This window comes from Chromobacterium sp. INPA-IVC, assembly GCF_059047085.1.
Genome location: NZ_JBTNLS010000004.1, coordinates 117,905 through 144,248, shown reverse-complemented (window position 1 = coordinate 144,248; position 26,344 = coordinate 117,905). Strand labels below are relative to the sequence as shown.

Annotated in this window: 32 protein-coding genes; 25 read left to right on the top strand and 7 right to left on the bottom strand. The window is 64.6% G+C overall.

The window, feature by feature from the left end:
• Nucleotides 1-43: 43 nt before the first annotated feature.
• A complete protein-coding gene (gene fnr, locus ACX17K_RS08360) occupies nt 44-790 on the top strand; it encodes a fumarate/nitrate reduction transcriptional regulator Fnr (protein ID WP_021476683.1) in 747 nt (248 codons plus the stop codon).
• A gap of 47 nt (nt 791-837) precedes the next feature.
• Here fnr and ACX17K_RS08355 read toward each other — a convergent pair whose 3' ends face one another.
• Entirely contained in the window at nt 838-1,752 is a 915-nt protein-coding gene (locus ACX17K_RS08355) for a DUF1853 family protein (RefSeq protein WP_493774438.1), read from the bottom strand.
• The gene (locus tag ACX17K_RS08350; protein ID WP_231151153.1) at nt 1,742-2,503 is read right to left on the bottom strand and encodes an RNA methyltransferase; all 762 of its coding nucleotides are present in this window, start codon (nt 2,501-2,503) and stop codon (nt 1,742-1,744) included. Before ACX17K_RS08350 ends, ACX17K_RS08355 begins: the two co-directional genes overlap by 11 nt.
• A 145-nt stretch (nt 2,504-2,648) precedes the next feature.
• Here ACX17K_RS08350 and ACX17K_RS08345 point away from each other — a divergent pair, with 145 nt between their 5' ends.
• From ACX17K_RS08345 to ACX17K_RS08300, 10 genes are all read left to right on the top strand, one after another.
• Nucleotides 2,649-3,440 (top strand): inositol monophosphatase family protein, encoded by a 792-nt coding sequence (locus ACX17K_RS08345; RefSeq protein ID WP_493774437.1) that lies wholly within the window; start codon nt 2,649-2,651, stop codon nt 3,438-3,440.
• A 159-nt stretch (nt 3,441-3,599) separates the two neighbouring features.
• Nucleotides 3,600-5,078, top strand: a complete 1,479-nt coding sequence (locus tag ACX17K_RS08340) for a multicopper oxidase family protein (RefSeq protein ID WP_493774436.1) — start codon at nt 3,600-3,602, stop codon at nt 5,076-5,078.
• A gap of 48 nt (nt 5,079-5,126) precedes the next feature.
• A complete protein-coding gene (locus ACX17K_RS08335; protein ID WP_021476678.1) occupies nt 5,127-5,450 on the top strand; it encodes a metal-sensitive transcriptional regulator in 324 nt (107 codons plus the stop codon).
• Between the two features lie 60 nt (nt 5,451-5,510).
• The gene (locus tag ACX17K_RS08330; protein WP_493774435.1) at nt 5,511-5,807 is read left to right on the top strand and encodes a hypothetical protein; all 297 of its coding nucleotides are present in this window, start codon (nt 5,511-5,513) and stop codon (nt 5,805-5,807) included.
• Between the two features lie 156 nt (nt 5,808-5,963).
• Nucleotides 5,964-6,341: a 30S ribosomal protein S6 gene (gene rpsF / locus ACX17K_RS08325; protein WP_021476675.1), complete on the top strand. Its 378-nt coding sequence runs from the start codon at nt 5,964-5,966 to the stop codon at nt 6,339-6,341.
• Between the two features lie 18 nt (nt 6,342-6,359).
• A complete protein-coding gene (gene priB, locus ACX17K_RS08320) occupies nt 6,360-6,659 on the top strand; it encodes a primosomal replication protein N (protein ID WP_021476674.1) in 300 nt (99 codons plus the stop codon).
• Nucleotides 6,660-6,664: 5 nt separating this feature from the next.
• Complete coding sequence (gene rpsR / locus ACX17K_RS08315) at nt 6,665-6,892, top strand: 30S ribosomal protein S18 (RefSeq protein WP_011137185.1); 228 nt, start codon at nt 6,665-6,667, stop codon at nt 6,890-6,892.
• A gap of 22 nt (nt 6,893-6,914) precedes the next feature.
• Nucleotides 6,915-7,364 carry a 50S ribosomal protein L9 gene (gene rplI, locus ACX17K_RS08310; RefSeq protein ID WP_021476673.1) on the top strand — a complete coding sequence of 150 codons (450 nt, stop codon included), beginning with the start codon at nt 6,915-6,917 and terminating at the stop codon, nt 7,362-7,364.
• A 127-nt stretch (nt 7,365-7,491) separates the two neighbouring features.
• The gene (locus ACX17K_RS08305) at nt 7,492-8,397 is read left to right on the top strand and encodes a GNAT family N-acetyltransferase (RefSeq protein ID WP_493774434.1); all 906 of its coding nucleotides are present in this window, start codon (nt 7,492-7,494) and stop codon (nt 8,395-8,397) included.
• A gap of 86 nt (nt 8,398-8,483) precedes the next feature.
• Nucleotides 8,484-9,794: an anaerobic C4-dicarboxylate transporter family protein gene (locus ACX17K_RS08300; protein WP_493774433.1), complete on the top strand. Its 1,311-nt coding sequence runs from the start codon at nt 8,484-8,486 to the stop codon at nt 9,792-9,794.
• A gap of 1 nt (nt 9,795) precedes the next feature.
• On the opposite strand, the gene ACX17K_RS08295 is transcribed toward ACX17K_RS08300, so the two are convergent.
• Nucleotides 9,796-10,125: a DUF2322 family protein gene (locus ACX17K_RS08295; RefSeq protein ID WP_493774432.1), complete on the bottom strand. Its 330-nt coding sequence runs from the start codon at nt 10,123-10,125 to the stop codon at nt 9,796-9,798.
• Nucleotides 10,126-10,869: 744 nt separating this feature from the next.
• Between ACX17K_RS08295 and ACX17K_RS08290 the strand changes: the two genes are divergently transcribed.
• The 8 genes from ACX17K_RS08290 to ugpQ all read left to right on the top strand — a co-directional run bounded on the left by ACX17K_RS08290 (nt 10,870) and on the right by ugpQ (nt 18,918).
• Nucleotides 10,870-11,445: a GbsR/MarR family transcriptional regulator gene (locus ACX17K_RS08290; protein WP_021476669.1), complete on the top strand. Its 576-nt coding sequence runs from the start codon at nt 10,870-10,872 to the stop codon at nt 11,443-11,445.
• On the top strand, nt 11,442-12,788 hold the full coding sequence (locus tag ACX17K_RS08285; RefSeq protein WP_347371155.1) for a cytochrome ubiquinol oxidase subunit I: 1,347 nt from the start codon (nt 11,442-11,444) through the stop codon (nt 12,786-12,788). Before ACX17K_RS08290 ends, ACX17K_RS08285 begins: the two co-directional genes overlap by 4 nt.
• The gene (locus tag ACX17K_RS08280; RefSeq protein ID WP_021476667.1) at nt 12,785-13,795 is read left to right on the top strand and encodes a cytochrome d ubiquinol oxidase subunit II; all 1,011 of its coding nucleotides are present in this window, start codon (nt 12,785-12,787) and stop codon (nt 13,793-13,795) included. Before ACX17K_RS08285 ends, ACX17K_RS08280 begins: the two co-directional genes overlap by 4 nt.
• Before the next feature lie 175 nt (nt 13,796-13,970).
• The gene (ugpB, locus tag ACX17K_RS08275; protein WP_231151160.1) at nt 13,971-15,299 is read left to right on the top strand and encodes a sn-glycerol-3-phosphate ABC transporter substrate-binding protein UgpB; all 1,329 of its coding nucleotides are present in this window, start codon (nt 13,971-13,973) and stop codon (nt 15,297-15,299) included.
• A gap of 57 nt (nt 15,300-15,356) precedes the next feature.
• The gene (gene ugpA, locus ACX17K_RS08270; protein ID WP_047249660.1) at nt 15,357-16,238 is read left to right on the top strand and encodes a sn-glycerol-3-phosphate ABC transporter permease UgpA; all 882 of its coding nucleotides are present in this window, start codon (nt 15,357-15,359) and stop codon (nt 16,236-16,238) included.
• Complete coding sequence (gene ugpE / locus ACX17K_RS08265; protein WP_493774431.1) at nt 16,238-17,077, top strand: sn-glycerol-3-phosphate ABC transporter permease UgpE; 840 nt, start codon at nt 16,238-16,240, stop codon at nt 17,075-17,077. The genes ugpA and ugpE overlap by 1 nt, the downstream gene beginning before the upstream one ends.
• 13 nt (nt 17,078-17,090) lie before the next feature.
• Nucleotides 17,091-18,203 carry a sn-glycerol-3-phosphate import ATP-binding protein UgpC gene (locus ACX17K_RS08260; RefSeq protein ID WP_493774430.1) on the top strand — a complete coding sequence of 371 codons (1,113 nt, stop codon included), beginning with the start codon at nt 17,091-17,093 and terminating at the stop codon, nt 18,201-18,203.
• A complete protein-coding gene (gene ugpQ, locus ACX17K_RS08255) occupies nt 18,166-18,918 on the top strand; it encodes a glycerophosphodiester phosphodiesterase (RefSeq protein WP_493774429.1) in 753 nt (250 codons plus the stop codon). Before ACX17K_RS08260 ends, ugpQ begins: the two co-directional genes overlap by 38 nt.
• A 3-nt stretch (nt 18,919-18,921) precedes the next feature.
• Here the strand turns inward: ugpQ and ACX17K_RS08250 are convergent, their stop codons facing one another.
• Entirely contained in the window at nt 18,922-19,650 is a 729-nt protein-coding gene (locus ACX17K_RS08250; RefSeq protein WP_493774428.1) for a substrate-binding periplasmic protein, read from the bottom strand.
• A 425-nt stretch (nt 19,651-20,075) separates the two neighbouring features.
• Here ACX17K_RS08250 and ACX17K_RS08245 point away from each other — a divergent pair, with 425 nt between their 5' ends.
• Complete coding sequence (locus tag ACX17K_RS08245) at nt 20,076-21,491, top strand: alanine/glycine:cation symporter family protein (RefSeq protein WP_493774427.1); 1,416 nt, start codon at nt 20,076-20,078, stop codon at nt 21,489-21,491.
• A gap of 93 nt (nt 21,492-21,584) precedes the next feature.
• Here ACX17K_RS08245 and ACX17K_RS08240 read toward each other — a convergent pair whose 3' ends face one another.
• The gene (locus ACX17K_RS08240) at nt 21,585-22,136 is read right to left on the bottom strand and encodes a hydrolase (protein WP_493774426.1); all 552 of its coding nucleotides are present in this window, start codon (nt 22,134-22,136) and stop codon (nt 21,585-21,587) included.
• Nucleotides 22,137-22,213: 77 nt separating this feature from the next.
• Nucleotides 22,214-22,543 carry a DUF7709 family protein gene (locus ACX17K_RS08235; protein ID WP_493774425.1) on the bottom strand — a complete coding sequence of 110 codons (330 nt, stop codon included), beginning with the start codon at nt 22,541-22,543 and terminating at the stop codon, nt 22,214-22,216.
• 95 nt (nt 22,544-22,638) lie between these two features.
• Between ACX17K_RS08235 and ACX17K_RS08230 the strand changes: the two genes are divergently transcribed.
• The 4 genes from ACX17K_RS08230 to ACX17K_RS08215 all read left to right on the top strand — a co-directional run bounded on the left by ACX17K_RS08230 (nt 22,639) and on the right by ACX17K_RS08215 (nt 25,029).
• Nucleotides 22,639-23,382 carry a helix-turn-helix transcriptional regulator gene (locus ACX17K_RS08230; protein ID WP_493774424.1) on the top strand — a complete coding sequence of 248 codons (744 nt, stop codon included), beginning with the start codon at nt 22,639-22,641 and terminating at the stop codon, nt 23,380-23,382.
• A 116-nt stretch (nt 23,383-23,498) separates the two neighbouring features.
• On the top strand, nt 23,499-24,017 hold the full coding sequence (locus ACX17K_RS08225; protein WP_493774423.1) for a GNAT family N-acetyltransferase: 519 nt from the start codon (nt 23,499-23,501) through the stop codon (nt 24,015-24,017).
• Nucleotides 24,014-24,523 (top strand): GNAT family N-acetyltransferase, encoded by a 510-nt coding sequence (locus tag ACX17K_RS08220; protein ID WP_493774422.1) that lies wholly within the window; start codon nt 24,014-24,016, stop codon nt 24,521-24,523. The genes ACX17K_RS08225 and ACX17K_RS08220 overlap by 4 nt, the downstream gene beginning before the upstream one ends.
• Nucleotides 24,520-25,029 carry a GNAT family N-acetyltransferase gene (locus ACX17K_RS08215; protein ID WP_493774421.1) on the top strand — a complete coding sequence of 170 codons (510 nt, stop codon included), beginning with the start codon at nt 24,520-24,522 and terminating at the stop codon, nt 25,027-25,029. Before ACX17K_RS08220 ends, ACX17K_RS08215 begins: the two co-directional genes overlap by 4 nt.
• A gap of 68 nt (nt 25,030-25,097) precedes the next feature.
• Here the strand turns inward: ACX17K_RS08215 and ACX17K_RS08210 are convergent, their stop codons facing one another.
• Nucleotides 25,098-25,265, bottom strand: coding sequence for a hypothetical protein (locus ACX17K_RS08210; protein ID WP_166440142.1), 168 nt, complete (start codon nt 25,263-25,265; stop codon nt 25,098-25,100).
• A 177-nt stretch (nt 25,266-25,442) separates the two neighbouring features.
• On the opposite strand from ACX17K_RS08210, the gene ACX17K_RS08205 reads away from it, so the two are divergent.
• Nucleotides 25,443-26,342 carry a LysR family transcriptional regulator gene (locus tag ACX17K_RS08205; RefSeq protein ID WP_493774420.1) on the top strand — a complete coding sequence of 300 codons (900 nt, stop codon included), beginning with the start codon at nt 25,443-25,445 and terminating at the stop codon, nt 26,340-26,342.
• Nucleotides 26,343-26,344 lie beyond the last annotated feature (2 nt).

Below are 26,344 nucleotides of genomic sequence, written 5' to 3'. Positions count from 1 at the left end.
CCGCCTTGATAAGGGTCAAGCTTCGCCGGCTTGCACACACAGCATGTCTGAACAAAACCAAACCTCCCTGCATACGCTGAAAATCTCCTGCTCCAGCTGCAGCCTGCGCGAGCTATGCCTGCCTGTCGGCCTGAACCGCGAGGAAATGGGCCAACTGGACGCGGTGATCCGCCAGAGCCGCCGCCTGAAGCGCGGCGAATACCTGTTCCGCAGCGGCGAGTCCTTCAAGTCGCTGTACGCGATCCGCACCGGCTTCTTTAAAACCTGTGTCGCCAGCCAGGATGGCCGCGAGCAGGTGACCGGCTTCCTGATGTCGGGCGAGCTGATGGGCCTGGACGGCATTTCCTCCAGCAACCACAGCTGCGACGCGGTGGCGCTGGAGGACAGCGAAGTGTGCGAGCTGCCGTTCACCCGGATGGAGTCGCTGTCCCGCGACATCCCCAGCCTGCAGCACCACTTCTACCGCCTGATGAGCCGCGAGATCGTGCGCGACCAGAACGTGATGCTGCTGCTGGGCAATATGAAGGCGGAGGAGCGCATCGCCGCCTTCCTGCTGAACTTGTCGCAACGGCTGTCCACCCGAGGCTTTGCCGCCAACGATTTCATCCTGCGCATGAGCCGGGAAGAGATCGGCAGCTTCCTCGGCCTGAAGCTGGAAACGGTCAGCCGCACGCTGTCCAAGTTCCAGCAGCAGGGCTGGATCACCGTCGATCACAAGCACATCCAGCTGGTGTTGGTAGACGAGCTGAAAAACCTGATTTCAGGCTGCATGCACGCTGACGGCCACTAAGGCAGTCCGGAATCGGCAATCAAGGCAGGCGCGACGCCTGCCTTTTTTCATGTCCGCGAGATTTTGAGTTTCAGCGCCGCCAGACGCTCGGGGGCCGGCCAGCCGGGCGGGACGGCGAAACCGCGCGCGACCTCGCGCCACAGGCCGCCGCCGACCGCTTGCAGTTCGGCCAACAGTTGCGGCGCCGGCATCGCTTGCAGCCGCGCGCGCAGGGCCGTCTCGTCCAGCGTATCGGCTTCGGCCAGCAGCGCCGGGGCGAGCCATGACAGCCTGGGCAGCCAGGCCCAGCGCGAATCGCCGCCGGCGCGCGGCCAGGGGGCGTCCCTGGGGGCGAGCCAGCCGCGCAGTTGATGGGGATTGAGCGGCGCGGGCGGCGATTGGCCCGCCGGATAGAAGAACCAGCCGCAGAGCCGGGCGGCGGCGCGGCAGTCTTGAAAGCCATCCGGAAGGATGGCAAGCGCGTCGGGATGGCGGGAAAGCCGCAATTGTGTTGTGGTTTTGGTCGCTTTCAAACGCCAGCCGTCATTGAGGCCGGGGCCGACCAGATCGTCGGCGGTTTCGCCTAGCGAAAGGTAAAACTTGCTGGCTGTTTCCAGATGCCAGGGCTCGCCGTCCAGCCTCAGCAGGAAGTCGAACTCTCCGATCGTCCGGTGCTCCCGATTTATGACTTTCAGATTTTCAGCGATGGGGTCGATGTGTTTCGCCTGGCGAAACCAGAAGGAGAAAAGCCGTTCGGCATATTGTCCCAGCCGTTTGGCGGCGGCGGCGGCGGCCAGCCAGGCTTCCAGCTCGGCTGGCGCATGATCCAGCCGGGCGAGCAGCGCCTCGCCGTCCGGTCCCAGCAATCGTTCAACGGGCAGGTCGGCGCCGCACAGCCAGGGCGAAGGAGAGGTCAGCAGAAAGGCGAGGTCGCGCACCGCGGGGCGCGCGTAGGGCAGGGCGAGGCTGGACTCAGTCGGCATCCCCGGGCCGGCCGGAGGCGGTGCGCTGCACCTGTTTGTAGAAGCCGCGCAGGATGTCGATCTCCTCGCGCAGCATCCCGGCGCGATGGAACATGGTGCGCATCCGGCGCATCAGCCGTTCGCTGTTGCGCCGTTGAAAGTAGCCGATCTCGTCCATCGCCTGTTCCAGGTGGCCGCACATGCCGTCCACCTCGCTCTGGGTCGCGGCTTCGCCCTCGGCGCGCAGGTATTCCACGTCCACGCCGGTGTGGCTGAACAGCTCGTAGGTCATCACCTGCACCGCCATCGCCAGGTTCAGCGAGAAGTAGTCGGGGTTGCCGGGAATGGTCACCAGGCGGTTGCATTGCTCCACTTCCTCGATCGACAGGCCGAAGGTCTCGTTGCCGAACACCAGGGCCACCTGTTCGCCGTCGCGGGCGCGGGCGATCAATTCCGGCGTGGTCTGGCGCGGGGTGGACAGCGGCGTGGTCAATTCACGGCGGCGGCTGGTCAGCGCGCAGGCGACGGTGACGTCGGACAGCGCCTCGGCCAGCGTGGAAACCACGATGGCGTTCTCCAGCAGATCCACCGCGCCCGAGGCCAGCGTGTTGGCCTCGTCGCTGGGAAATACCTTGGGTTCGACCAGATACAGGCGGCTCAAACCCATGGTTTTCATCGCGCGCGCGGCCGAGCCGATATTGCCAGGATGGTTGGGGCGGGCCAGCACCACGCGGATGTTTTTCAGAAAATCAGGTACTTGGGGTTTATTCATTGGCGTTTTCACATTAAAATAGCGGGCATATACCAAAAGCCCGCGCCCAGGCGTCGGGTTTTTTTGTTCCTTAACCCAGATTGTTACCGGCGGGTGTCGCGTCATCGACGGACACCCGCCCATCGTTCAAGTGTAGAGGCCGTCAATGCATCCGATGCTCAATGTCGCGGTTAAAGCCGCTCGCCGCGCAGGCAGTGTTATCCAGCGCGCGTCGCTCAACCTCGACGCCATCCGCGTAGAGAAGAAAAAGCACAATGACTTTGTGACCGAGGTGGATCGCGCCGCCGAGGAAGCGATCATCAACGTCATTCTCGAAGCCTATCCGAAGCACGCGATTCTAGCAGAAGAGTCCGGCGCCAAAGGCGTGGGTTCTTCCGAATACGAATGGATCATCGACCCGATCGACGGCACCACCAACTTCCTGCACGGCCATCCCCAGTACGGCATCTCGATCGCGCTGGCGCACAAGGGCCAGATCCAGCAGGCAGTGGTCTACGACCCGAACCGCAACGATCTGTTCACCGCCTCGCGCGGCGTCGGCGCCTTCCTCAACGATCGCCGCATCCGCGTCTCCAAGCGCTTCATGATGAATGAGTGCGTGATCGGCACCGGCTTCCCGGTCTCCGACCAGAGCTACATCGACCAATACCTGGGCATGCTGAAAGACGTGATCGGCAAGACCGCCGGCGTGCGCCGCGAAGGCGCTGCGTCGCTGGATCTGTGCAACGTCGCCTGCGGCCGCACCGAAGGCTTCTTCGAACTGAACCTGAAGCCGTGGGACATCGCGGCGGGCAGCCTGATCGTGCAGGAAGCGGGCGGCATCGTCACCGACTTCACTGGCGAGCAGGGTTGGTTCGAGTCCGGCGACATCGTCGCCGGCAGCCCGAAAGTGCTGGCGCAGCTGTTGCACCTGCTGACGCCGCACGTAAGCAAGTAAGCGGATAGGTTATCCAAACAAAACGGCAGACCGCCCGGTCTGCCGTTTTTTTATGCCCGCAAGCACAGCGCGCGGAACTGTTGCCATCGCCGCCACTCTAGGTTCAATATACCCGATGGGGGTATTAAGGCCTTAGACAGGCTCTCAATGGAGCGCGCGATGCAAAGACGTCAAATGATGCGATGGGGGGCCGCGCTGGCCTTGTCTCCATGGTTGTTCAGACAGGCTGCGGCCGAATCCGCCCATGCCGGCCACGGGGCGATGGCGATGGGGGAGGCGATGCCGGATGTCGCGGCCCTGGGTTTGGCCAGGGGCGTGCCGCTGCCTGAGCTGAAACGGCTGCCGCTGGAACGCAAGGACGGCACGCTGCAGGGCTGCCTGACCGCGGCCGCGGTGAGTCTGCCCTTGCTGCCGGGCAAGCCGGCGACGGCGTTCTGGGCTTACAACGACAGCGTGCCGGGCCCGGCGATCGAGTTGTCCGAGGGCGAGACGCTGGCCCTGCGCTTCGACAACCGCCTGCCGCAGCCTACCACCGTGCATTGGCATGGCCTGCCGATTCCGGCCGACCAGGACGGCAATCCGCATGATCCGGTTCAACCCGGCCAGGGCCGAGACTACCGTTTCTCCCTGCCGGCCGGCAGCGCCGGCAGCTACTGGTACCACCCGCATCCGCACGGCCACACCGCCGAGCAGGTATACCGCGGCCTTGCCGGCGTGTTCGTGGTGAGGGGGCGCGACGATCCGCTGGCCCACCTGCCGGAGCGCTGGCTAGTGCTGTCGGATCTCAAGCTGGACGAGGACGGCAAGATCGCCGCCAGCAGCGACGCCGACAAGATGGACGGCCGTGAGGGACAGTTCGTGCTGGTCAACGGCGCGTGGCATCCCAGGCTGGAACTGGGGCGCGGCGAGCGCCAGCGCTGGCGGATCTGGAACGCCACCAGCGCGCGGGTGCTGAAGCTGGCTCTGCCGGCGCACGAGGTTTGGCTGGTCGGAACCGACGGCGGCCTGATCGAAAAGCCGCGCCGCGTCGAATATCTGGTGCTGCCGCCGGGCGCGCGCGCCGAACTGGCCGTCACCGGCCGCTTTGCCGCCGGCAAGCCGGCCGGCCTGATCGCGTTGCCATACGCTCGCGGCAAAATGATGGGGCCGGAGCAGGATAAGGCGCTGCCCTTGCTGGACATCGAGGCCGGGAGCGCGGCAGTCACCGCCTCTTTGCCTGCAAGCCTGCGCCGGATCATCCCGCTACCCATGCCAGTGGTGAAGCGCCGCGTGGTCTTCAGCGAGGATATGGCCAATCCGGCGGCGATGTTCCTGATCAACGGCAAGACCTTCGACATGGACCGGATGGACTTCACCGGCAAGGTCGGCGCGGTGGAGGAGTGGGAAATCGACAATCGGGCCGACATGGACCATCCCTTCCACCTGCACGGCACCCAGTTCCAGGTGACGGAGCGGCATGACGGCAAGGGGTGGCGGCGCGAGCCCTACCTCGCCTGGCGCGATGTGGTCAACGTGCCGCCGGAGCAGAAGGTGAGGCTGCGCTTCCGCCAGGACATGCCGGGGCCGCGGATGTTCCACTGCCACATCCTGGAGCATGAGGACGCCGGCATGATGGGCACGCTGGATGTCCGTGCCTAGCGCGATGGGATGGGCGATAATGCCGATATGAAAAATCCAGGAACCGTCATGGGCGATACACATTCTCCCCAGGAGTGCTGCCATGAGGCGGCGCAGGCCGAGCGCAGCGTGGTGCAGCCCGGCAAGGCCGCGCTGCTGAAGCGCCTGGCGCGGATCGAGGGCCAGGTGCGCGGCATCAGCGGCATGATCGAGTCCGATCGCTACTGCGTGGACGTGCTGACCCAGGTGGCGGCGGTGAAGTCGGCGCTGGACGCGGTGGCGCTGCAGTTGCTGGAGAACCACATGAAGGGCTGCGTTTCGCGCGCGCTGCAGCAGGGCGACGCCACCGGCATGGTGACCGAGCTGATCGATGTGGTGAAGAAGGTGCGTTGAAGCAAAGCTTTGAGAAAGCCCGCATTGGCGGGCTTTCGTTTCTTTAACCGGGAGTCGGAAATGAAAAAACTGGCATGTCTCGCGCTGTTGTTTGCCGGCGCCGCCCACGCGGCGCCGATTCCGTTCGAAACCTACATCAAGCTGCACAACGGCATGCTGGAAGCCGAAGTCGTGTCCATGGTCGGCGCGCCGGATTACGGCAGCGACAGCAACCAGGGCAAGCTCGCCAGCGGGGTGGCTACCGTATCCACCACCCGCCAGTTGTCCTGGCTGGCCAACGGCCAGATTCCCTACACCACCATCGTCACGCTGCGCGACGGAGTGGTGGTGGATATCAAGCGCGACAAGAAGTTGTAAATCCGCCGCGGTTTACTGGCGCAGCGCATTGATGTTTCTGAATAAATGCGCCTAAAGTTTGCCTGGCCGCGGCAAAGTGCGTAGAATGCTGCGGTTTACTACCTTGCCTTTCGCAATCGCATGGCGGAAGGCTACGAATAGCCAAAAGGAGTTCACATGCGCCATTACGAAATCGTGTTCATCGTGCACCCGGACCAGTCCGAACAGGTCCCGGCCATGATCGAACGCTACAAGGGTATGGTTCTGGCCGCCGAAGGCAAGATCCACCGTCTGGAAGACTGGGGCCGCCGCCAACTGGCTTACCCGATCCAAAAGCTGCACAAAGCTCACTACGTTCTGATGAACGTTGAGTGCCAGTCGGAAACCCTGGCCGAGATCGAGCACGCCTTCAAGTTCAACGACGCTGTTCTGCGTCACCTCAGCATCAAGCTGGACCGCGCCATCACCGACGCGTCCCCGATGATGAAGGACGAAAAGGCTAAAAACCTGCTGGACGCCCAGCAGCCGGCAGCCGAGGCTGAAGCTTCTGCCTAATAGGCAGAGGTAACGGACTTGCAGAACCGTCTGGTATTGACCGTCACGGTTGAACGCGAGGATGCGCTGAGATACACGCCCGCCGGCTTGCCGGTAGTGGAAATGTGGCTCAAGCATCAGTCTAGACAGACAGCTGGCGGATTCGAACGCGATGTGGCCTGCGATATACAGGCCGTGTGGATAGGCGACGACGCCCGGAAACATTCCGGGAAACTGGCGGGACAGGTGATCAACGTCACCGGATTTCTCGGCCAGCGCAGTCTGCGCAATCCGCGGTTGGTACTCAATATCGAATATGTTGAATTTGTAAAAGGTTAGTCAAAATGGCTCGTCAACTCTTCAAGCGCAAGAAGTTCTGCCGCTTCACGGCAGAAGGCATCAAGGAAATCGACTACAAATCCGTTGATCTCCTGAAAGATTTCATCGCCGAAAACGGCAAAATCATCCCGGCTCGCATCACCGGTACCAAGGCTCGCTACCAGCGTCAGCTGACCACCGCTATCAAGCGTGCTCGCTTCCTGGCTTTCCTGCCGTACACCGACCAGCACTAAGACCGGGAAAGGAACTTAAAAGATGCAAATCATTCTGCTCGAAAAAGTTGCCAACCTGGGTCAACTGGGTGACGTGGTCAACGTGAAGAACGGCTTCGCCCGTAACTTCCTGATCCCGCAAGGCAAAGCCAAGCGCGCTACCGAAGCCAACCTGAAAGAGTTCGACGCTCGCCGCGCCGAACTGGAAGCCAAGCAAGCCGAAATCCTGGCCGACGCCAAGGTTCGCGCTGAGAAGCTGAACGAAGCCGTGATCACCATCGCCCAGAAGGCTGGTGTGGACGGTCGTCTGTTCGGCTCCGTGACCAACGTGGACGTGGCTGAAGCCGTGACCGCGTTCGGCGTGGAAGTGAAGCGTTTCGAAGTTCGCCTGCCGAACGGCCCGTTCAAGGCCATCGGCGAGTACGACATCGAAATCGCCCTGCACCACGACGTGGTTACCCCGATCAAGATCGTTGTGGTCGGCGAAGCTTAATTCCTGTTTCAGGAATCTTCGAGAAAAGCCCGCTTCGGCGGGCTTTTTCGCGTCTGGCGAAAATATGGTTGCGTAGCGCAACCTATATCGCTTATGGTTGCGTATCGCAACTGTAAAGAGACGCATGATGGACGAACGGGAACTGCGCGCCTTGTCGCGCGACATCGTCAGGGATCTGGGCATGCTGGCCGGCCGCTGCGGCGAGGTGGAGTTGAGCCCGGTGGAGGCGCATCTGCTGATCGAGCTGGAGGCGGGACCGGCCAGCAATCAGCAATTGGCCGGCCGTCTGCGGGTGGACAAGTCCAACAGCAGCCGGCCGCTGCAGCGGATGGCCGAGCGCGGACTGATCGCCTGGCTGGCGGACCCGGCAGATGGCCGCAGCAAGTTGGCGGAGCTGACGGATCTTGGCCGGAATTGGCTTGGGCGCCTGCATGCGGCGATGGACGCCGACATGGCGCGGGTGCTGGAGCAACTGGACCTGCCGGAGCGGGCGGCGCTGGAGGACGGCTTGCGCGTCTATCGCCGGGCGTTGCTGCATGCCGACCGGCAGCGCGGTTACGCGATCCGGCCGCTGGCGGCGGCGGACAACGGCGCGCTGGCGGCGCTGATCCGGCGAGTGTCGACCGAATACGGCCTGGGGAAGGGCTGCAGCTTTCTCGATCCGCAGCTGGACGCGCTGCATCCGGTTTACGACCGGCCGGGCTCGCGCTATCTGGCGGTGATCGCCCCCGACGGCCGGCTGCTCGGCGGCGGCGGCATCGCGCCGCTGGCGGGCGGTTTGGCCGGTGTTTGCGAGCTGCAGAAGATGTATTTCGACGCGGCGCTGCGCGGACGAGGCCTGGGGCGGCGTTTGCTGCGGCTGTTGCTGGACGAGGCGAGAGCGCGGGGCTATCGACAGTGTTATCTGGAGACGACCGCCGCGCTGGGCGAGGCGACGGCGCTGTATGAGGCGGAAGGCTTTGTCCGGCTGGACGCGCACTGGGGCGATACCGGCCATGGCGCTTGCGAGATCGCGATGGCGCGCGATTTGTAGGAATATCAGAATACCCTGATCATGGACAATCCGCGGATGTTGGCTTATTGCGACAATATGAGCCTGACAATGCAGAAAGTCGCATCATGGTATACCTGCAACTCGTAGTCGTGCTGGGGCTGATCTTCCTCGGCGTGCGCATGGGCGGCATAGGGCTGGGCGTCACCGGCGGCGCCGGCCTGTTCATCCTTACCTTCGTCTTCGGCCTCAAGCCAGGCCACGCGCCGATAGACGTGATCCTGATCATCATCTCGGTCATCACCGCGTCGGCGGCGCTGCAATCGGCGCGCGGGCTGGATTACATGGTGGGCGTGGCCGCGCGGCTGTTGCGGCGCAATCCCCGCCACATCGTGCTGCTGGCGCCGCTGGTGGGCTGGCTGTCCACCTTCCTCGCCGGCACCGGCTTCATCGCGCTGGCGCTGATGCCCATCGTGGTGGAAGTGGCCGAGAAGACCGGCATCCGTCCGGAACGGCCGCTGGCCGGGCTGACCGTGGCGTCGCAGAACGCCATCGTCGCCTGCCCGGTTTCGGCCGCGACGGTGGCGCTGGCCACGGTGCTGGCGCCGCACGGCGTCGCGCTGACCGACATCATCATGATCAGCATCCCGGCGACGCTGCTGGGCGCGCTGGCGGGCGGCGCGGTCATGCTGCGCTACGGCTGCGAGCTGGCCGATGACCCGGTCTACCGCCGCAGGCTGGAAGAAGGGCGGGTCAGCCGGCCGCAAGCCAGCTCGGACGAGGCCTTGCCGCGCACCGCCGCCTGGTCGGTATACGGTTTCCTGTTCACCGTGGGGCTGATCGTGTGCCTGGCCGCCATGCCGCAGCTGCGGCCGGCCTGGCCTGGCGCCAAGGGCATGGAGCCGGTGGCGATGGTGGATGTGATCCAGATGTGCATGCTGGCTTATTCCGCGCTGGCGGTATTGGCGTGCAAGGCGGATCTGCAGGCCATGGTGTCGGGCAGCATGTTCCGTTCCGGCGCGGTGGCTGCGGTGACCATCCTGGGCGCGGCGTGGATGAGCGACACCTTCATCCAGGCCAATCTGCCGCTGTTCAAGCACAACATCGTCGGCATTATCGAATCGGCGCCGTGGCTGTTCGCCTTCGCGGTGTTCACGATGGCGGTGATCCTGTTCAGCCAGGGGGCGACCACCAAGGTGATGATGCCGCTGGGGGTGTCGCTGGGCATCGCCTCGCCGGTGCTGATCGCCATTTATCCGGCGGTGGTGGGCGTCTATGTGTTGCCCAGCTATCCCAGCCTGATCGCCGCGGTGGAGATGGATTACACCGGCACCACCCGCATCGGGCGCTGGGTGTTCAACCACAGCTTCATCGTGCCGGGCCTGGTGAGCACCGCGGTGTCGATCGCGGCGGGGTTCGGGCTGATGGCGCTGCGGTGATTCAGTCTTCCGCCTTGAGCACCACGCGGGCGCGCAAACCGGGCGCACCGTGTTCGGCGATGGCCAGCAGGCGGTCGATATTGGGATGGCTGCCGGGATGGGCGCGGGCGGAGGCGGTGTGTTCGGCGAACAGCTCCAGCCCCTCGCGCGCGGCCTTGCGGTCGATGTGGCCGTGGCGTTTGACCAGCGCGTGGTAGACGCGCAGCGAGCCGGCGGTGCCGGGCAGGTTTTCCAGCCGGTGCATCGCTTCGCCTTCCGGGTTGAGCAAGACGATGGCTTCGATGCCGTCGGTGGCTGGCAGGGTTTGCAGCAGGTCCTGGAATGGGGTCATGGTCATTCTCCTTGTTATGTGTGTTGCCTGTCCGTCTAGGATAAGGGCTAAAGATGACAGTTCTAGTGGACGGCATTCATTAAACTGACAGCAAGTGTTAACGAATGTTTCATATTGGTGCGTTTTCTATCGGCATTGCACCGTAATGGTGCCATTTTTGGCGCAAGATCTTGATATGTTTGTTTGAAACGATGTTTTCAAACGCAATGCAGGCTGGCACGCCGTTTGCTTTATGCATCCGGAGCTGTGAGCAGGGTCGGGAGGCCCGCGCGCCAGTCTGCAAAGGGGAGGATGAGAGCGGCAAAGCCGCCCTTGAACGGGGTTGTCGAAGAGGTAAGCTTCGACAACCCCGATTCATTTTAGCGGCTCCGGTTTGTGCCGGCGGGCTGATCCTGTCGAGCCGACTCGAGGGGCGCTGCGAGGCGGGTCGTTTGCGAGCCTTGCATCTGGCGGGGAGGGGGAGTTGTCGGAAGCGTGAGGGACGGGCAGCGAGCGCCGCCAATCAAGCCGCGCTAGTGCGCGCGGCCTAATGCTGAAACGCAGGCGTCGACATGATGCCAAAAACATAAAACAGCGGATTCCCACGATCAAGGCCATGCGATGCATGGCCTTTTTGCGGCCTGCTTAATGACGATGGCTTGTGGTCAAGCCTACAGATCAGACTTTGTTCATCTTGACCCGAACTATCTTCGGCAACTATGATTCATATCAAAGTTTCAGAAATTCCTGAAAGTTGAGAATGTCATGAATATTCCACCTCTGGTGCAGGCCTTCGTGCTGCACTTCGGCGAGATGGGTAGCCGCTGGGGCATCAACCGCACCGTCGGCCAGATCTACGCCTTGTTGTACGTATCGGAAAAACCGCTGAACGCCGACGAGATCGGCGAGGCGATAGGCTGTTCACGCTCCAATGTCAGCATGGGGCTGAAGGAGCTGCAGTCGTGGCGGCTGGTCAAGCTGCAGCACTTTCCCGGCGACCGCCGCGAATACTTCTCCACGCCGGAAGACGTGTGGCTGATCTTTAAAACCCTGGCCGAGGAGCGCAAGAAGCGCGAGGTGGAGCCGACGCTGACCATGCTGCGCGGCGCGATCATGGAAAGCCCGGCCAGCGAGGCCGAGCAGCACGCGCAGGCCAGGATGAAGGAGATGTACCAGCTGATCGAACTGGTCACCACCTGGTTCTCCGACATCCAGCACATGGACGTGGAAACCCTGCAGCGTCTGATGAAGCTGGGCTCGCAAGTGCAGAAGGTGCTGCAGTTCACCCAATCCCTGTCCCGCCTGGGCAACCGCGATCATGATCGGGAGCACGCCGAATGATGACTGAAATCGATCCCGTCACGCTGGCGCGCATCCAGTTCGCCACCAATATCAGCTTTCACATCCTGTTTCCCACCATCAATATCGCGATGGCCTGGGTGCTGCTGTTCTTCAAGGTGCGTTTCCGCCAGACCGGCGACCAGGGCTGGATGGACGCCTATGGCTTCTGGGTGAAGATCTTCGCGCTGTCGTTCGCGCTGGGCGTGGTGTCCGGCGTGACGATGAGCTTCCAGTTCGGCACCAACTGGCCGGGCTATATGCAGACGGTGGGCAATATCGCCGGCCCGCTGCTGGCTTACGAGATCCTGACCGCCTTCTTCCTGGAGGCCGGTTTCCTCGGCATCATGCTGTTCGGGCGGAGCCGGGTGCCGGAGAAAGTGCACACGCTGTCCACCTTGCTGGTGGCGGGCGGCAACACGCTGTCGGCGTTCTGGATCATCGCGCTCAATTCCTGGATGCAGACGCCGACCGGCCACGTGATGCGCGATGGCCGCGCCCATGTGCTCAGCTGGATCGACGTCATCTTCAACCCGTCGATGCCGTACCGGCTGACCCATATGCTGCTGGCCTCCGGCCTGACCGTGGCTTTCCTGATCGCCGGCCTGTCCGCCTACCGCTACCTGCGCGGCGAGCGTGGGCGCGGCATGATGGTGGCTTTGAAAACCGGCGTGTTCCTGGCCGCGCTGCTGATTCCGCTGCAGATGTTCGTCGGCGACATGCATGGCCTCAACACCCTGAAGCACCAGCCGGCCAAGCTGGCGGCGATAGAGGGCATCTGGCATACCGAGAAGGATGTGCCGCTGCTGCTGTTCGCGCTGCCCAACGCCGAAACCCGCAGCAACGATTACGCCATCGGCGTGCCGCAGTTGGGCAGCCTGATCCTCACCCACCAGTGGGGCGGCGAGATCAAGGGCTTGAACGAGTTCGCGCAGCACCCGCCGGTGGCCAAGGTGTTCTGGAGCTTCCGCGTGATGGTGGCGATGGGCGGGCTGATGCTGCTGGCGTCGTGGCTGGCCGCCTGGCAGCTGAAGAAGCGCGGCGAACTGAATCCCAAGCTGGCGCGTCTGTTGGTGGCGATGACCTTTTCCGGCTGGATCGCCACGCTGGCCGGCTGGTTCGTCACCGAGATCGGCCGCCAGCCCTGGCTGGTGACCGGCATCCTCACCACCGCGCAGGCGGCGGGGGCGGCCACCGCGCCGATGCTGTTCACCTCGCTGGGCACCTATCTGACCTTGTACGCGCTGCTGCTGGTGGCCTATATCTCGGTGCTGTTCCACCTGGCGCGCAAGGCTGGCGCGCCTGAACTGGCGGCCGCCGCCCAACTGAAGGAGAAACTGGCATGAGCGAGGCTTATTACCTGCCGGCGGTATTCGCCGGGCTGATGGCACTGGCGATGCTGGTGTACGTGGTGCTGGACGGCTTCGACCTCGGCGTCGGCATCCTGTTGCCGCTGGCCAGCGACGAGGAAAAGGATCTGATGATCGCGTCCATCGGGCCGTTCTGGGACGCCAACGAAACCTGGCTGGTGCTGGGCGCGGGCCTGCTGCTGGTGGCCTTCCCTCTGGCGCACGGCGTGGTGTTCGGCGCGCTGTACCTGCCGGTGCTGGCGATGCTGGTGGGGTTGATCCTGCGCGGCGTGGCCTTCGACTTCCGCGTCAAGGCGCAGGACCCGCACAAGCCGTGGTGGAACGCGGCCTTCGCCGGCGGTTCGATGCTGGCGGCGCTGGCCCAGGGCGTGATGCTGGGCCGCTATCTGACCGGCTTCGCCGATACCTCCACTTCCTGGCTGTTCTCGCTGGTGGTGGGCATCGGCCTGGCGCTGGCCTATGCGCTGCTCGGCGCTTGCTGGCTGGTGATGAAGACCCATGGCGGCTTGCAGGCCAAGGCGATACGCTGGGCGCAGCTGAGCCTGTACGGCGCCGGCACCGCGGTGGTGGCGGTGTCGCTGGTGACGCCGCTGGCCAATCCTGCCATCGCCGCCAAGTGGTTCGCGTTGCCGCAATTCCTGCTGTTGCTGCCGCTGCCGCTGGGCACGCTGGCGCTGTTCGTGCTGCTGATCGCCTGCCTGCCCAGGCTGGCCCGCCGCCAGGCGGCCGGCAACGACAGCTTCTGCTGGCTGCCGTTCGCCGCCAGCGTCGGCATCGTGCTGCTGTCGTTCTGGGGCCTGACTTACAGCGTGTTTCCCGAGGTGGTGCTGGGCAAGATGACCATCTGGCAGGCGGCGGCGGACCCGGAGGCGCTATGGGTGATACTGTGGGGCGCCATCGTGGTGCTGCCCTGCATCATCGGCTACACCGCCTTCGCCTACCGGGTGTTCTGGGGCAAGGCCGACAAGCTCAGCTACCAATAGTTGAGAGGGAAAAACAAAAAAGCGCGCCATGCCGGCGCGCTTTTTTTGCGTCTTCATTCCTTTTTTGCGTCTTGATGCAAATTTAATGTCATATTATTGTAACGCTACTGTCATTTTGTCCGGCCACAATCCGCCGCGTGAATGCCAGCCGCCATAACGATAAATGGAGAAGCCGATGTCCCGAGCCCTGTCCCCCACCTTACGCCGCGTCGCCGCGCTCGCGCCGCTGACGCTGGCCTTGTCCCTGCCGGCGCAGGCCGCCACCGAAATCCAGTTCTGGCATTCGATGGAAGGCTCGCTGGGCGACCGCGTCAACGCCATCGCCGCCCAGTTCAACGCCAGCCAGAAGGACTACAAGGTGGTGCCGGTGTACAAGGGCCAGTACGACGAGTCTCTGGCCGCGGCCATCGCCGCCTACCGCAGCGGCAACGCGCCCGCCGTCGTCCAGGTGTTCGAAGTGGGCACCGCCACCATGATCCAGGCCAAGAAAGCGGTCAAGCCGGTATACCAGGTGATGGCCGACGCAGGCGAAAAGCTGGACGAGAAAGCCTTCATCCCGGCGGTGGCCAGCTATTACAGCGACGCCAAGACCGGCCATCTGCTGTCCTTGCCGTTCAACAGCTCCACTCCCGTGCTGTACTACAACAAGGACGCGTTCAAGAAGGCCGGCCTGCCGGACGCGCCGCCCAAGACCTGGCCTGAACTGGCCGCCGCCGCAGCCAAGCTGAAGGCTTCCGGCATGCGTTGCGGCTACAGCACTGGCTGGCAGGGTTGGGTGCAGCTGGAGAACTTCAGCGCCTGGCACAGCCTGCCGTTCGCCAGCCAGGACAACGGCTTCGGCGGCAGCAATGCCACGCTGCAGTTCAACGGACCGGTCCAGGTCAAGCACATCGAATTCCTGGCCAAGATGGCCAAAGACGGCACTTTCAGCTACGCCGGCCGCAAGGACGAGGCCACGCTGAAGTTCTACAGCGGCGAATGCGGCATCATGACCGGCAGCTCCGGCTCGCTGGCCAATATCCGCAAGAACGCCAAGTTCGCCTTCGGCATGGGCATGATGCCCTATGACCCGGCGGTGAAGGGCGCGCCGCAAAACGCCTTGATCGGCGGCGCCAGCTTGTGGGTGATGGCCGGCAAGTCCCCGGCCGAGTACAAGGGCGTGGCCCGCTTCTTCAAGATGCTGGTGTCGCCGGAAGTGATGGCCAAGTGGCACCAGGACACCGGCTACCTGCCGGTGGTGACCGCGGCCTACGATCTGTCGCGCAAGCAGGGCTTCTACGACAAGAACCCGGGCGCCGACATCGCCACCCGCCAGATGCAGAACAAGCCGCCCAAGTCCTATACCCGCGGCCTGCGCCTGGGCTATATGCCGCAGATCCGCACCGTGATGGATGAGGAGCTGGAGGAGGTGTGGACCGGCAAGAAGACCGCCAAGCAGGCGCTGGACAGCGCGGCCTCGCGCGGCAACGAGCTGCTGCGCCGCTTCGAGAAAACCGCCAACTGATCCCTCCGGAAACGGGCGCGCCGCGAGGCCGCCCGTTTTTCTCGATAGAGTCCACGCATGCAGAATCGCATTCATTTTTCCAATCGCTGGCTGGGCTTCGCCTTGATGGCGCCGCAGCTGGCGATCACCTTGATCTTCTTCCTGTGGCCGGCGCTGGAAGCCTTGTGGCAGTCGGTACAGCAGCAGGACCCGTTTGGCCTGGACAGCCAGTTCGTCGGCCTGGCCAATTTCAGCCTGCTATTTCATGACCCGCTGTATCTGGGCACCATCCAGACCACGCTGCTGTTCAGCGCGCTGGTGACCTTGCTGGGCACCGGCAGCGCGCTGATCCTGGCGGTGATGGCCAACCAGATCACGCGCGGCCGCCGCATCTACCAGACGGTGCTGATCGCGCCGTACGCGATCGCGCCGTCGGTGGTGGCGGTGTTGTGGCTGTTCCTGTTCAATCCCAGCCTGGGCTGGATCAGTTATCTGCTGCGCGAGGCCGGCTACGAGTGGAACCACGCGCTCAACGGCGGCCAGGCGCTGCTGCTGGTGGTGCTGGCCTCGGCCTGGAAGCAGATCAGCTACAACTTCCTGTTCTTTTACGCCGGCCTGCAGGCGATACCGGCGTCCTTGATCGAAGCCGCCGCGATAGACGGCGCCGGCCCCTTGCGCCGCTTCCGCGACCTGGTGTTCCCGCTGTTGTCGCCGACCAGCTTCTTCCTGCTGGTGGTCAACCTGGTGTACGCCTTCTTCGACACCTTCGCGGTGATCGACGCGGCCACCGGCGGCGGGCCGGGCAAGTCCACCGAGACCATGATCCTCAAAGTGTACCTGGAAGGCTTCAAGGGCCTGGATCTGGGCAGCTCGGCCGCGCAGTCGGTGGTGCTGATGGCGGTGGTCGGCCTGTTGACGCTGATCCAGTTCCGTTACGTGGAAAGAAAGGTGCAGTACTGATGGTGGAGAACCGCAAAGGGCTGGACCTGTTCTGCCACGCGATGCTGATCGCGGGCATGCTGGTGGTGGCCTTCCCCTTGTATCTGATGTTCGCCGCCGCCAGCCAGGACGCCGATCAGGTGACGCGGGTGCCGCTGTCGCTGCTGCCCGGCAGCCAGCTGTGGGCCAACCTCTCCACCGTGCTGTGGAGCGGCAGCGGCGGGCTGGCGGTGCCGCTGGCGCGCACGCTGTGGAACAGCTTCGTGATGGCGATGCTGATCGCCGTCGGCAAGATCGTGATTTCCTTCCTGTCGGCCTACGCCATCGTTTATTTCCGCTTCCCGTTCCGCAAGACCGGCTTCGCGCTGATCTTCGCCACGCTGATGCTGCCGGTGGAGGTGCGCATCTTCCCGACGGTGGAAGTGGTGACCAAGATGGGGCTGATCAACAGCTATACCGGCCTGACGCTGCCCTTGATCGCGTCCGCCACTGCCACCTTTCTGCTGCGGCAGTTTTTCATGACGCTGCCCAAGGAGTTGATGGAGGCGTCGCGGGTGGACGGCGCCGGGCCGATCCGCTTCATGGTCGACGTGGTGCTGCCCTTGTCGCGCACCAATATCGCGGCCTTGTTCGTCATTACTTTCATCTATGGCTGGAACCAGTATCTGTGGCCGCTCTTGGTCACCCATGATCCGGCGATGTCCACCTCGGTGATCGCGATCAAGGGCATGCTGGGCGAGGGCGCGGTGCAGTGGCACCTGGTGATGGCGTCCGCGTTGCTGACCCTGCTGCCGCCGCTGCTGGTGGTGGTCGGCATGCAGCGCTGGTTCGTCAAGGGCCTGGTGGACAACGAGAAATGAGAAAGAGCGCCAAATGGCAAAACTGAGTCTGAAGAATATCGCCAAGCGCTATCCCGGCGCTGAGCGCCGGGTGCTGGAAGAGATTTCGGTGGAGATCGCCGACGGCGAGTTCGTGGTCATCGTCGGCCCGTCCGGCTGCGGCAAATCCACCTTGCTGCGGATGGTGGCCGGGCTGGAGAGCACCGAGGACGGCGAGATCCGCATCGGCGAGCGGCTGGTGAACCAGCTGGAGCCCAAGGACCGCGACATCGCGATGGTGTTCCAGAACTACGCGCTGTATCCGCACATGACGGTGGCGGAGAACATGGGCTACGCGCTCAAGCTCAAGGGCCTGAAGAAGGCCGAAGTGATGGAGCGGGTGCTGAAGGTGGCGGCGGTGCTGGAGCTGGAGCAGCTGCTGCAGCGCAAGCCGCGCGAGCTGTCCGGCGGCCAGCGCCAGCGGGTGGCGATGGGCCGTGCCATCGTGCGCGAGCCGGCGGTGTTCCTGTTCGACGAGCCGCTGTCCAATCTGGACGCCAAGCTGCGCGGCCAGATGCGGCTGGAAATCCAGCGCCTGCATCGCCGGCTGGCCACCACCAGCCTGTACGTCACCCACGATCAGGTGGAGGCGATGACGCTGGCCGACCGCGTGATCGTGCTGAACAAGGGCCATATCGAGCAGATCGGCGCGCCGGACGATATCTACGACCGGCCGGCCACCACCTTCGTCGCCGCCTTCATGGGCTCGCCGGGGATGAATCTGTTCGACGCGCAGGCGGACGAGCGCGGCGAGCGGCTGCTGCTGGGCGACGGCGTGTCGCTGCCCCTGCCGGCGGCCAACCCGGCGCTGGCGGGACGCAAGCTGAAGGCCGGCCTCCGCCCCGAGCATCTGCGCGCGGCGGGCGAGGGCGGCGAGGCGCTGAGCTTGCGGGTGGACAGCGTGGAGATGCTGGGCGCCGACAATTACGTGTACGGCCTGCTGGCCGGGCAGAACGTGGTGGCGCGGCTGGCCCACGGCCACCGGCCCGAGCCGGGCAGCCGGCTGGAAGTGACGGTGCGCGCCGAGTCGCTGCACCTGTTCGACGCGGAAACACAGAGGAGAATCGAGCATGCCGCAGCAGAGCAAGCAAGCCTGGCCGTATCCTGAGGTCGTCGCCCACCGCGGCGGCGGCACGCTGGCGCCGGAAAACACCATCGCCGGTTTTCGCGAGGGCGTCCGCTACGGCTACCGCGCGGCCGAGTGCGACGTGAAGCTGTCGGCCGACAACGTCTGCTTCCTGCTGCACGACGACACCGTGGACCGCACCAGCAATGGCAAGGGCGAAGCCAAGGGCAAGACCATGGCCGAGCTGTCGACGCTCGACGCCGGCGGCTGGAAGGGCGCGGCCTTCGCCGGCGAGGCATTGCCGACGCTGGCCAATGTGGCGGCTTACTGCCTGGCGCAGGGCATGCTGCTCAATATCGAGATCAAGCCCTGCCCGGGGCGTTTCGAGGAAACCGGCCGGCTGGTGGCGCAAGAGGCGGCGCGGCTGTGGGCCGGCGCGGCGGTGCCGCCCTTGCTGTCCTCGTTCGAGATCGACGCGCTGCGCGCGGCCCAGGCCGCCGAGCCGGCGCTGCCGCGCGCCTTTCTGTGCGAGGAGATCCCGGCCGACTGGTGCGCCATTCTGGCGGAGCTGGATTGCGTGGCGCTGCATTGCGACCATAAAACCCTGACCGAGGCGCTGGCCCGCGACATCAAGGCCGCCGGCTACCAGCTGTTGTGCTACACGGTCAACGATCCGGCCGATGCCCGCCGCCTGCTGGCCTGGGGCGTGGACAGCCTGTGCACCGACAGGCTGGACTTGCTGCCGGCGCGCGGCTAGCGCTCACTGCGCCCAGCGCTGGAATATCGGCTGCAGCGTACCGCTCTGCTGCAGCCGTTTCAGCGCCGCTTCGAATTGCGGCGCGCGCGGATCGCCCTTGGCGAAGGCCACGTAGCGCGGCATTTCCACCAGCGGCCTGGGCAGCACTTTCACCAGGCCGGCCGCTTTTTGTTCCTGAACGAAGTACATCAGCTGCACCTTGTCGCCGACGATCATATCCACTCGGCCGGCCAGCAGCATCGCCACCAGCTGGCGCGGCGAGCCGGCATGGTTGTCGCGGGTGAGCGGGGCCTTGTCGAATTCGGTGTCGTAGCTGTAGCCACGCACCTGGCCGATCACATAGGGCTTGAGATCGTCCAGGCCGCGCCAATCCTGCAGCGGGTTGCGCTTCATGGCGACGAACACGGTCTGGCCCTTGCGCAGCGGACCTGCCAGATCGTACTGCGCGCGGCGCTCCGAGGTGCCGGTGAACACGAAGCCGGCGTCGGCCTCCTTCAGCGCCAGTTGCTGTTTCACCCGCTCCCAGGGCAGCAGGCTGATGCGAAAAGACTGGCCGGTTTCGCGCATCACCGCGCTGACCAATTCCACATCCAGCCCCTGGGGCTCCATATCGTCGGACAGATAGCTGTAGGGTTCGAAATTGGCGTCCGCCGCCAGCCGCCAGAGCGATTTGTCGGCGGCGAAGGCGGCCGCGGCGGCCAACAGCAATGCGCTCCAGAGCAGGGATCTCATCCGAGCCTCGATTCCTGTGTCGGCGGGCGATCCGGCTGGTTGAGTTCGGATCGGATGCTTCAGCTTAGCATTTGGATAGGGCGATCAAGCGTTCCCCTGAGGACATTTCCCAAGCAGTCTGTTTGCAATTCGTTTACTTATTTTTGATTGTCAGCATGGGAACTTTATTGCTAGATTTTTGCGCATTCCCGCCCGTCCAGGGCGGAATGATGCGGCTGACATCCCTGCCAGTGTGACTTTCCCCCCACTCGAGCCATTCCGCGCGCGGTCCTCCGCCGGCCTGCCTATCCTTCTATTTTGTTAGGCGCAGCATGAAACGGGGGCCCTGCGGCCGCTCGCAATGATTCCACCCGGCGTCAGACCGGGAGACTGTCCCGCGGCTTCGCGCCGGGGACGCCGATACGCTCAGGACAACAAGGAAAACCATGGAGTTGCTTCATTCTTTGATCAATGCCGTCAACGACGTGCTGTGGGGCAAGGTGCTGATCGCCCTGCTGTTGGCGGTGGGTCTGTACTTCTCGCTGCGCTCCGGCCTGCTGCAGCTGAGGCTGTTCTCGCGCGGCTGGCGCGAAATGATGGGCGGCCGCGGCGGCCATGTCAGCAAGAATGACATCTCGCCGTTCCAGGCCTTCGCCACCGGGCTCGCCAGCCGGGTGGGCACCGGCAATATCGCCGGCGTCGCCATCGCCATCGCCGCCGGCGGACCCGGCGCGGTGTTCTGGATGTGGCTGACCGCCTTGCTCGGCATGTCCAGCGCCTTCGTCGAGTCGACGCTGGCCCAGCTGTTCAAGACCAGCCATCACGACGACACCTTCCGCGGCGGCCCCGCCTACTACATCCAGAAAGGCCTGGGCCTGCGCTGGCTGGGCGTGCTGTTCGCGCTGTGCCTGATCCTGGCCTTCGGCCTGGTGTTCAACGCGGTGCAAGCCAATTCCATCGTCGCCGCGACGGAAGGCGCCTGGGGCTGGAACCGTTACGCGGTGGGCGTGGGCCTGGTGCTGTTGACCGCGCCGGTGATCTTCGGCGGCGTGCGTTCGGTGGCGCGGGTGGCCGAGTGGCTGGTGCCCGTGATGGCGCTGATCTATCTGCTGATGGCCTTCTACGTGCTGGCCATCCACGCTGCGGAGCTGCCGGGCTTGGTGGTGTTGATCGTCAAGAGCGCGCTGGGCCTGGAGCAGGCCGCCGGCGGCGTGGCGGGCTACGCGGTCAGTCAGGCGATGATGCTGGGCATCAAGCGCGGCTTGTTCTCCAACGAGGCAGGCATGGGCTCGGCGCCCAACGCCGCCGCGACCGCCACGTCCAAGCATCCGGCCAGCCAGGGCGCGATCCAGATGTTCGGCGTCTTCATCGACACCATGGTGGTGTGCACCGCCACCGCGGCCATCATCCTGCTGTCCGGCGTGCACGATCAGGGCCTGAGCGGCGTGGCGTTGACGCAGAAGGCGGTCGAGTCGCAGTTCGGCCCGATAGGCGTGTCCTTCCTGGCGGTGGCGATGTTCCTGTTCGCGTTCTCGTCCATTCTGGGCAACTACGCCTACGCCGAGGGCAACGTCGAGTTCATCCGCAGCAACAAGCGCGCGTTGCTGGGCTTCCGCCTGGTGGTGCTGGCCATGGTGTGGTTCGGCGCGCTGGCCAGCCTGCCGCTGGTATGGGACATGGCCGACCTGGCGATGGGCCTGATGGCGCTGATCAACCTGGTGGCCATCGTGCTGCTGTCGCGCTACTTCTTCACTGTGCTGGGCGATTACCAGCGCCAGTTGAAGGCCGGCGTCGCGGCGCCCGAGTTCAAGGCGGACAAGTATCCGGAACTGGCCGGCAAGGTGGAAAAGGGCATCTGGTAAGCCCGCTGGCGCGATCCGCGCTTTCCATGGCCAAGCCCGCCGTTTCCGGCGGGCTTTTGCGTTTGAGGCCGTTTGAGAGACCGCGGGCAGACGCTAGGGCTGGTCGCCCAGCAGGTAGCGCTGGCTCATCGTCTTGAAATGGTCGCCGCCCGATTTCTCCAGCAGCTCGAATAGCACCATCTCGCGGCTGACGATGATTGCGCCGGCCGCGCGCATCCGCGCCGTCGCCAGTTCGATGTCGGCGGGCTTGCGGCTGGAGATCGCGTCGGCGGCGACGAAGACCCGTTTGCCGATGGCCAGCAACTGCAGCACGGTCTGCAGCACGCAGACGTGGGCCTCCATGCCGCAGACGATGATCTGTGTCTTTTCCGTCAATGCCGGCGGCAGGCAGCCGGCCGCCACGCAGGAGAAATGCAGCTTGTCCACAGTCTGGGCGTCGGGCGCGGCCTCCCGCAGCGCGGCCAGCGTGCCGCCCAGGCCGCGCGGGTATTGCTCGGAAAACACGATGGGCAGGCCGTGGTCGCGCGCCACGCCTATCAGCCAGAGGCTGCGCGCCAGTAGCCCTTCCGCATCGTGCACCGCCGGCAACAGCTTGTCCTGGATGTCCACCACCAAGAGGCCGGCTTCCTGTCTTTGCATCAGCATGTTCCGCTCCTGTCGATTCGAGGCTACAGCTTAACGCCAAAGCGGAGGGGAGGGGCTGGGGCGACGCGGAAATATGCTTATGTGTTGTCTGGCTGGCCAGCCAGCCAGCGGCAGGCCATTTCGCCGACCAATTGGCGGCCGGGATTGCCCGCGCGGATCCATTCTTCGGGCGGGAACAGATCGAACAGGCCCACCTTGAACAGCGTCGGCACCGCCAGCTCCAGCTGGCGCTCCACTTCGCCGCGCTCGCCCTGGTTGTAGGCGGCGATGTTGACCAGCATGGTCGCGACGGTGCCGGTTTGCACCGTGCTGCCGTCGCGCAGCTTCACCGCAGGCAGCGTCTCGCCGTCGGCGATGACTTTGCGGTTGATCGCGGACAGGGCTTCGGTGTGTTGTACGTGCTTCATGGCTAACTCCTTGCGTGGAATGAGCGCCCAGTATCGCGCTGGCGGGATTGGCCTGCTTTCCATATAGTGCCAATAGATATCTACAAAGGGCCAATATGGAGCGAGCCATTTTGCCGGGGCTGACGGTGGCGGTGCTGCGGCGCGGCGCCGGCGACCAGACCGCGCGCCACGCCCACGCCGAGGGGCAGCTGGCGTGGGCCAGCGAAGGCGCGCTGGAACTGGAGGCGGATGGCCGGCGCATCCTGCTGCCCGGCGGCTGCGTCGGCTGGATTCCGCCGGGCATGCCGCATGGCGCGCATTACCATGGAGAGTTGCGCGGCTGGAGCTTGCAACTGGATGCCGCCTGGCTGCCGGATCTGCCGCCGGACCTGCGCGTGTGGCGGGCTTCGCCGCTGCTTCAGGGCGTGTTCCAGCGGCTGGGCGCCTGGCCGGAGCAGGCCGGCGCGGACGCCGCCCGGCGGCTGATCGGCGTGCTGGCGGACGAGCTGGCCTGGGCCGAGCCCTATCCCGCCAGCCTGGCCTGGCCGCGCCATCCGGCGCTGCGCAAACTGGCCGAAGCTTTGCTGGATGAGCCGTCTCTGGATTGGGATCTGGAGCGCTGGGCCGGCCGCATCGGCATGTCGCGGCGCAGCCTGATCCGCCATTTCCGCGCCGAAACCGGCATGGGCGTCGCCGAGTGGCGCGAGCGCTTACGCATGCTGCGGGCCAGGGCGCTGCTGGCCGAGGGGCGGTCGGTGAGCTACTGCGCGGCGGAGCTGGGCTATGCCGGCAGCAGCGCCTTCATCGTCGCTTTTCGCCGCTGCTTCGGCGAGACGCCGGGGCATTTCTTGTCTGTATAAAAATTATATTGCAATGCACAAAAGTTATTTGGCATGATGGTCTGCCGGACCTGACGGCGATCCCGCCTGTGTCCATCAACTCAGAGCCTGCCCGCCATGGCTCCCAGGAGACCATCATGTCCCAGTCCTACCTGATCCGTTCCGTCGAACCGTCCGACGCCGCCGCGATCCACCGCATCAAGACCGCGCCGGGCGTTTATCCCGATACTTTGCAGTTGCCGCACCAGCCCCTGTCCGTCACCGAGAAGCAGCTGAACGAGCGGCCGGCCAACATCCATAATCTGGTGGCCTGTGCCGCCGACGGCGAGGTGGTCGGCTCGGCCGGACTGATCGTCAACGAAGGCATGCGGGTGCGCCACAGCGCAGACCTGTTCCTGGTGGTGCGCGATGACTGGCAGGGCAAGGGCGTAGGCGGGGCCTTGATGCGCGCCGTCGTCGATCTGGCCGACAACTGGCTGGGGCTGATCCGCATCGAGTTGAAGGTGATTCACGACAACGCCCGCGCCATCGCCCTGTACGAGAAGTTCGGCTTCGAGTACGAGGGCCGGCTGCGCCAGGAGCAGCTGCGCGCCGGCAAGCTGGAGGATGTGCTGGTGATGGGCCGGCTGAACTGGCCGCGGAGGGCTGAGGCATGAGCGACTATCGAATCCGCCATGCGGAACCGTCCGACGCCGAGGCCTTGAACGCGATGTTCAGCGATCCCGCCGTATTCGGCGCCATGCTGGGCCTGCCTTGGCCGGCCTTGAGCAAGCGGCGCGAGTGGCTGCAAAAAAACGAGCATGGCAGGGTCGTGCTAGTGGCGGTCGATCGCGACGACCGGGCGCGGGGCTGGGCCGGACTGATACCGCTGGGCCGCGAACGTCTGCTGCGCGCGGCGGAGTTGGGCATAGGCGTCGATGCCGACCTGCATGGCCAGGGCATAGGCTCGTTGCTGATGGCGGCGGCGCTGGAACAGGCCGACGACTGGCTGGGCCTGCGCCGCGTCGAGCTGACAGTGTTCGCCGACAATGCCCGCGCCCAGCGTCTGTACCGCAAGTTCGGCTTCGTCGAGGAAGCCAGGATGCGCGCCTACGCGCTGCGCGACGGCGCCTACCACGACGTGCTGGCGATGGCGCGCTTGCGAGGGGAGGGAACGCGATGAGCGAATTCCGCATCCGCCACCTGGAGCCGGGCGACGCGGCGCACCTGAGCGAGCTTTACGGAGACGCCAGCGTCTACGGCAATACGCTGCAACTGCCTTATCCATCGGAGTGGAAGCTAGGGGTGAGAATGGATGGCCTGCTGCGAGCCGGCCGCTATCAACTGGTCTGCGAAGCGGATGGGGGCAAGATGGTCGGCAGCGCCGGCTTGTGGCGTCTCGGCGACGAGCGCCTGTCGCATATCGCCGGCCTCGGCATCGTCGTTCACCGCGGCTGGCAGGGGCGCGGCGTCGGCAAGCTGCTGATGGCGGCCTTGCTGGACCTGGCCGACAACTGGATAGGCTTCGAGCGGGTCGAATTGACGGTCTATCCCGACAACCTGGCGGCGCAGGCCTTGTACCGCCGTTTCGGCTTTGTCGAGGAGGGGAGGTTGCGCGCGCATTCGTTCCGCAACGGCGCCTACCACGATGCCTTGCTGATGGGGCGCTTGCGAGGCGACCGAACCTGAGCTGAAATAAAAAAAAGCGCCGCGGACCTTCTGGTCCGCGGCGCTTTTTTCTTGCCGGCAGGCGGCGATTACTTTTGGGCCGGAGCCTGTTGCTGCACTTGCTGTTGGGACTGGCCTTGCAGCTGGGCATCCATGCGGTCGCGCATGGCTTTCATATTGTCGTTGCCTTCGCCGGCGATGGCGGCGCCGGACAGCAGGATCAGGGACAGGGCGGCGATGGCGGTTTGCTTCAGCATGGTGGTTTCCTTTCAATGTGTGGATTGCCAGCTTTCGCTTATGCATCAAAAATATTGATGTCTTATTTCGAGTATCGCTGGCTTCTTGTTACGGATATGATTCTAGGACGGACATCTCGACGATAAAATCGGAAAGAACCGAACAATACATTCAAAAAAATTGAATCAGGTGTGGCAATGAAACTGACACTGGAAGCGATTCAGGTGCTGGATGCGATCGAACAGCACGGCAGCTTCGCCGCGGCGGCCGAGGCGTTGTTCAAAGTGCCGTCGGCGCTGACGTACACCGTGCAGAAGCTGGAACAGGGCCTGGGCGTGGCCATTTACGACCGCAGCGGCCACCGGGCGCGGCTGACGCCGGCCGGCGAGCGGCTGCTGAAGGACGGCCGCCACCTGCTGGACGCGGCGCGGCAACTGGAACTCAGGGTCAGCAAGCAGGCGCAGGGCTGGGAGGACCGGCTGCGCATCGTGGTGGGCGACTTGATCGGCTTCGAGCAGCTGCTGCCGTCCATCGCCGATTTCGACCGGCTGCAGTCCGACACCCGGCTGTATTTCATCCGCGAAAGCTTCGGCGGCATCTGGGACGCGCTGTACGACGACCGCGCCGACCTGGTGATCGGCGCGCCCAACCAGCCGCCGCCTGGGGATTACTTCACCCGCAACATCGGCGACTACGATTTCGTGCTGGTGGCCGCCGCCGGCCACCCGCTGGCGGACGAGCCGGAGCCGGTGCCGCCGCATGCGCTGCGCCGCTACCGCGCGGTGGCGGTGGGAGATACCTCGCGCCGCCTGCCGGCGCGGACCGGAGGCCTGCTGGAAGGACAGCAAGTGCTGACGGTTCACAGCAGCCAGGCCAAATTGAAGGCCATCGTCGCGGGGCTGGGCACCGGCCACCTGCCGCGCTCGCACGTGCGGGCACATCTGGACAGCGGCGAGCTGATCGAGAAAGTGGAAGAGGAAAGCGGCAGCTTCCCGCCGATGTGCTTCGCCTGGAAGCAGGAGCAGCCGGGGCGGGCGATGCAGTGGTTCATCCAGCGGCTGGAGCTGGCGGTGGAGCGGGGCGAGTTGTACGTTTGAGA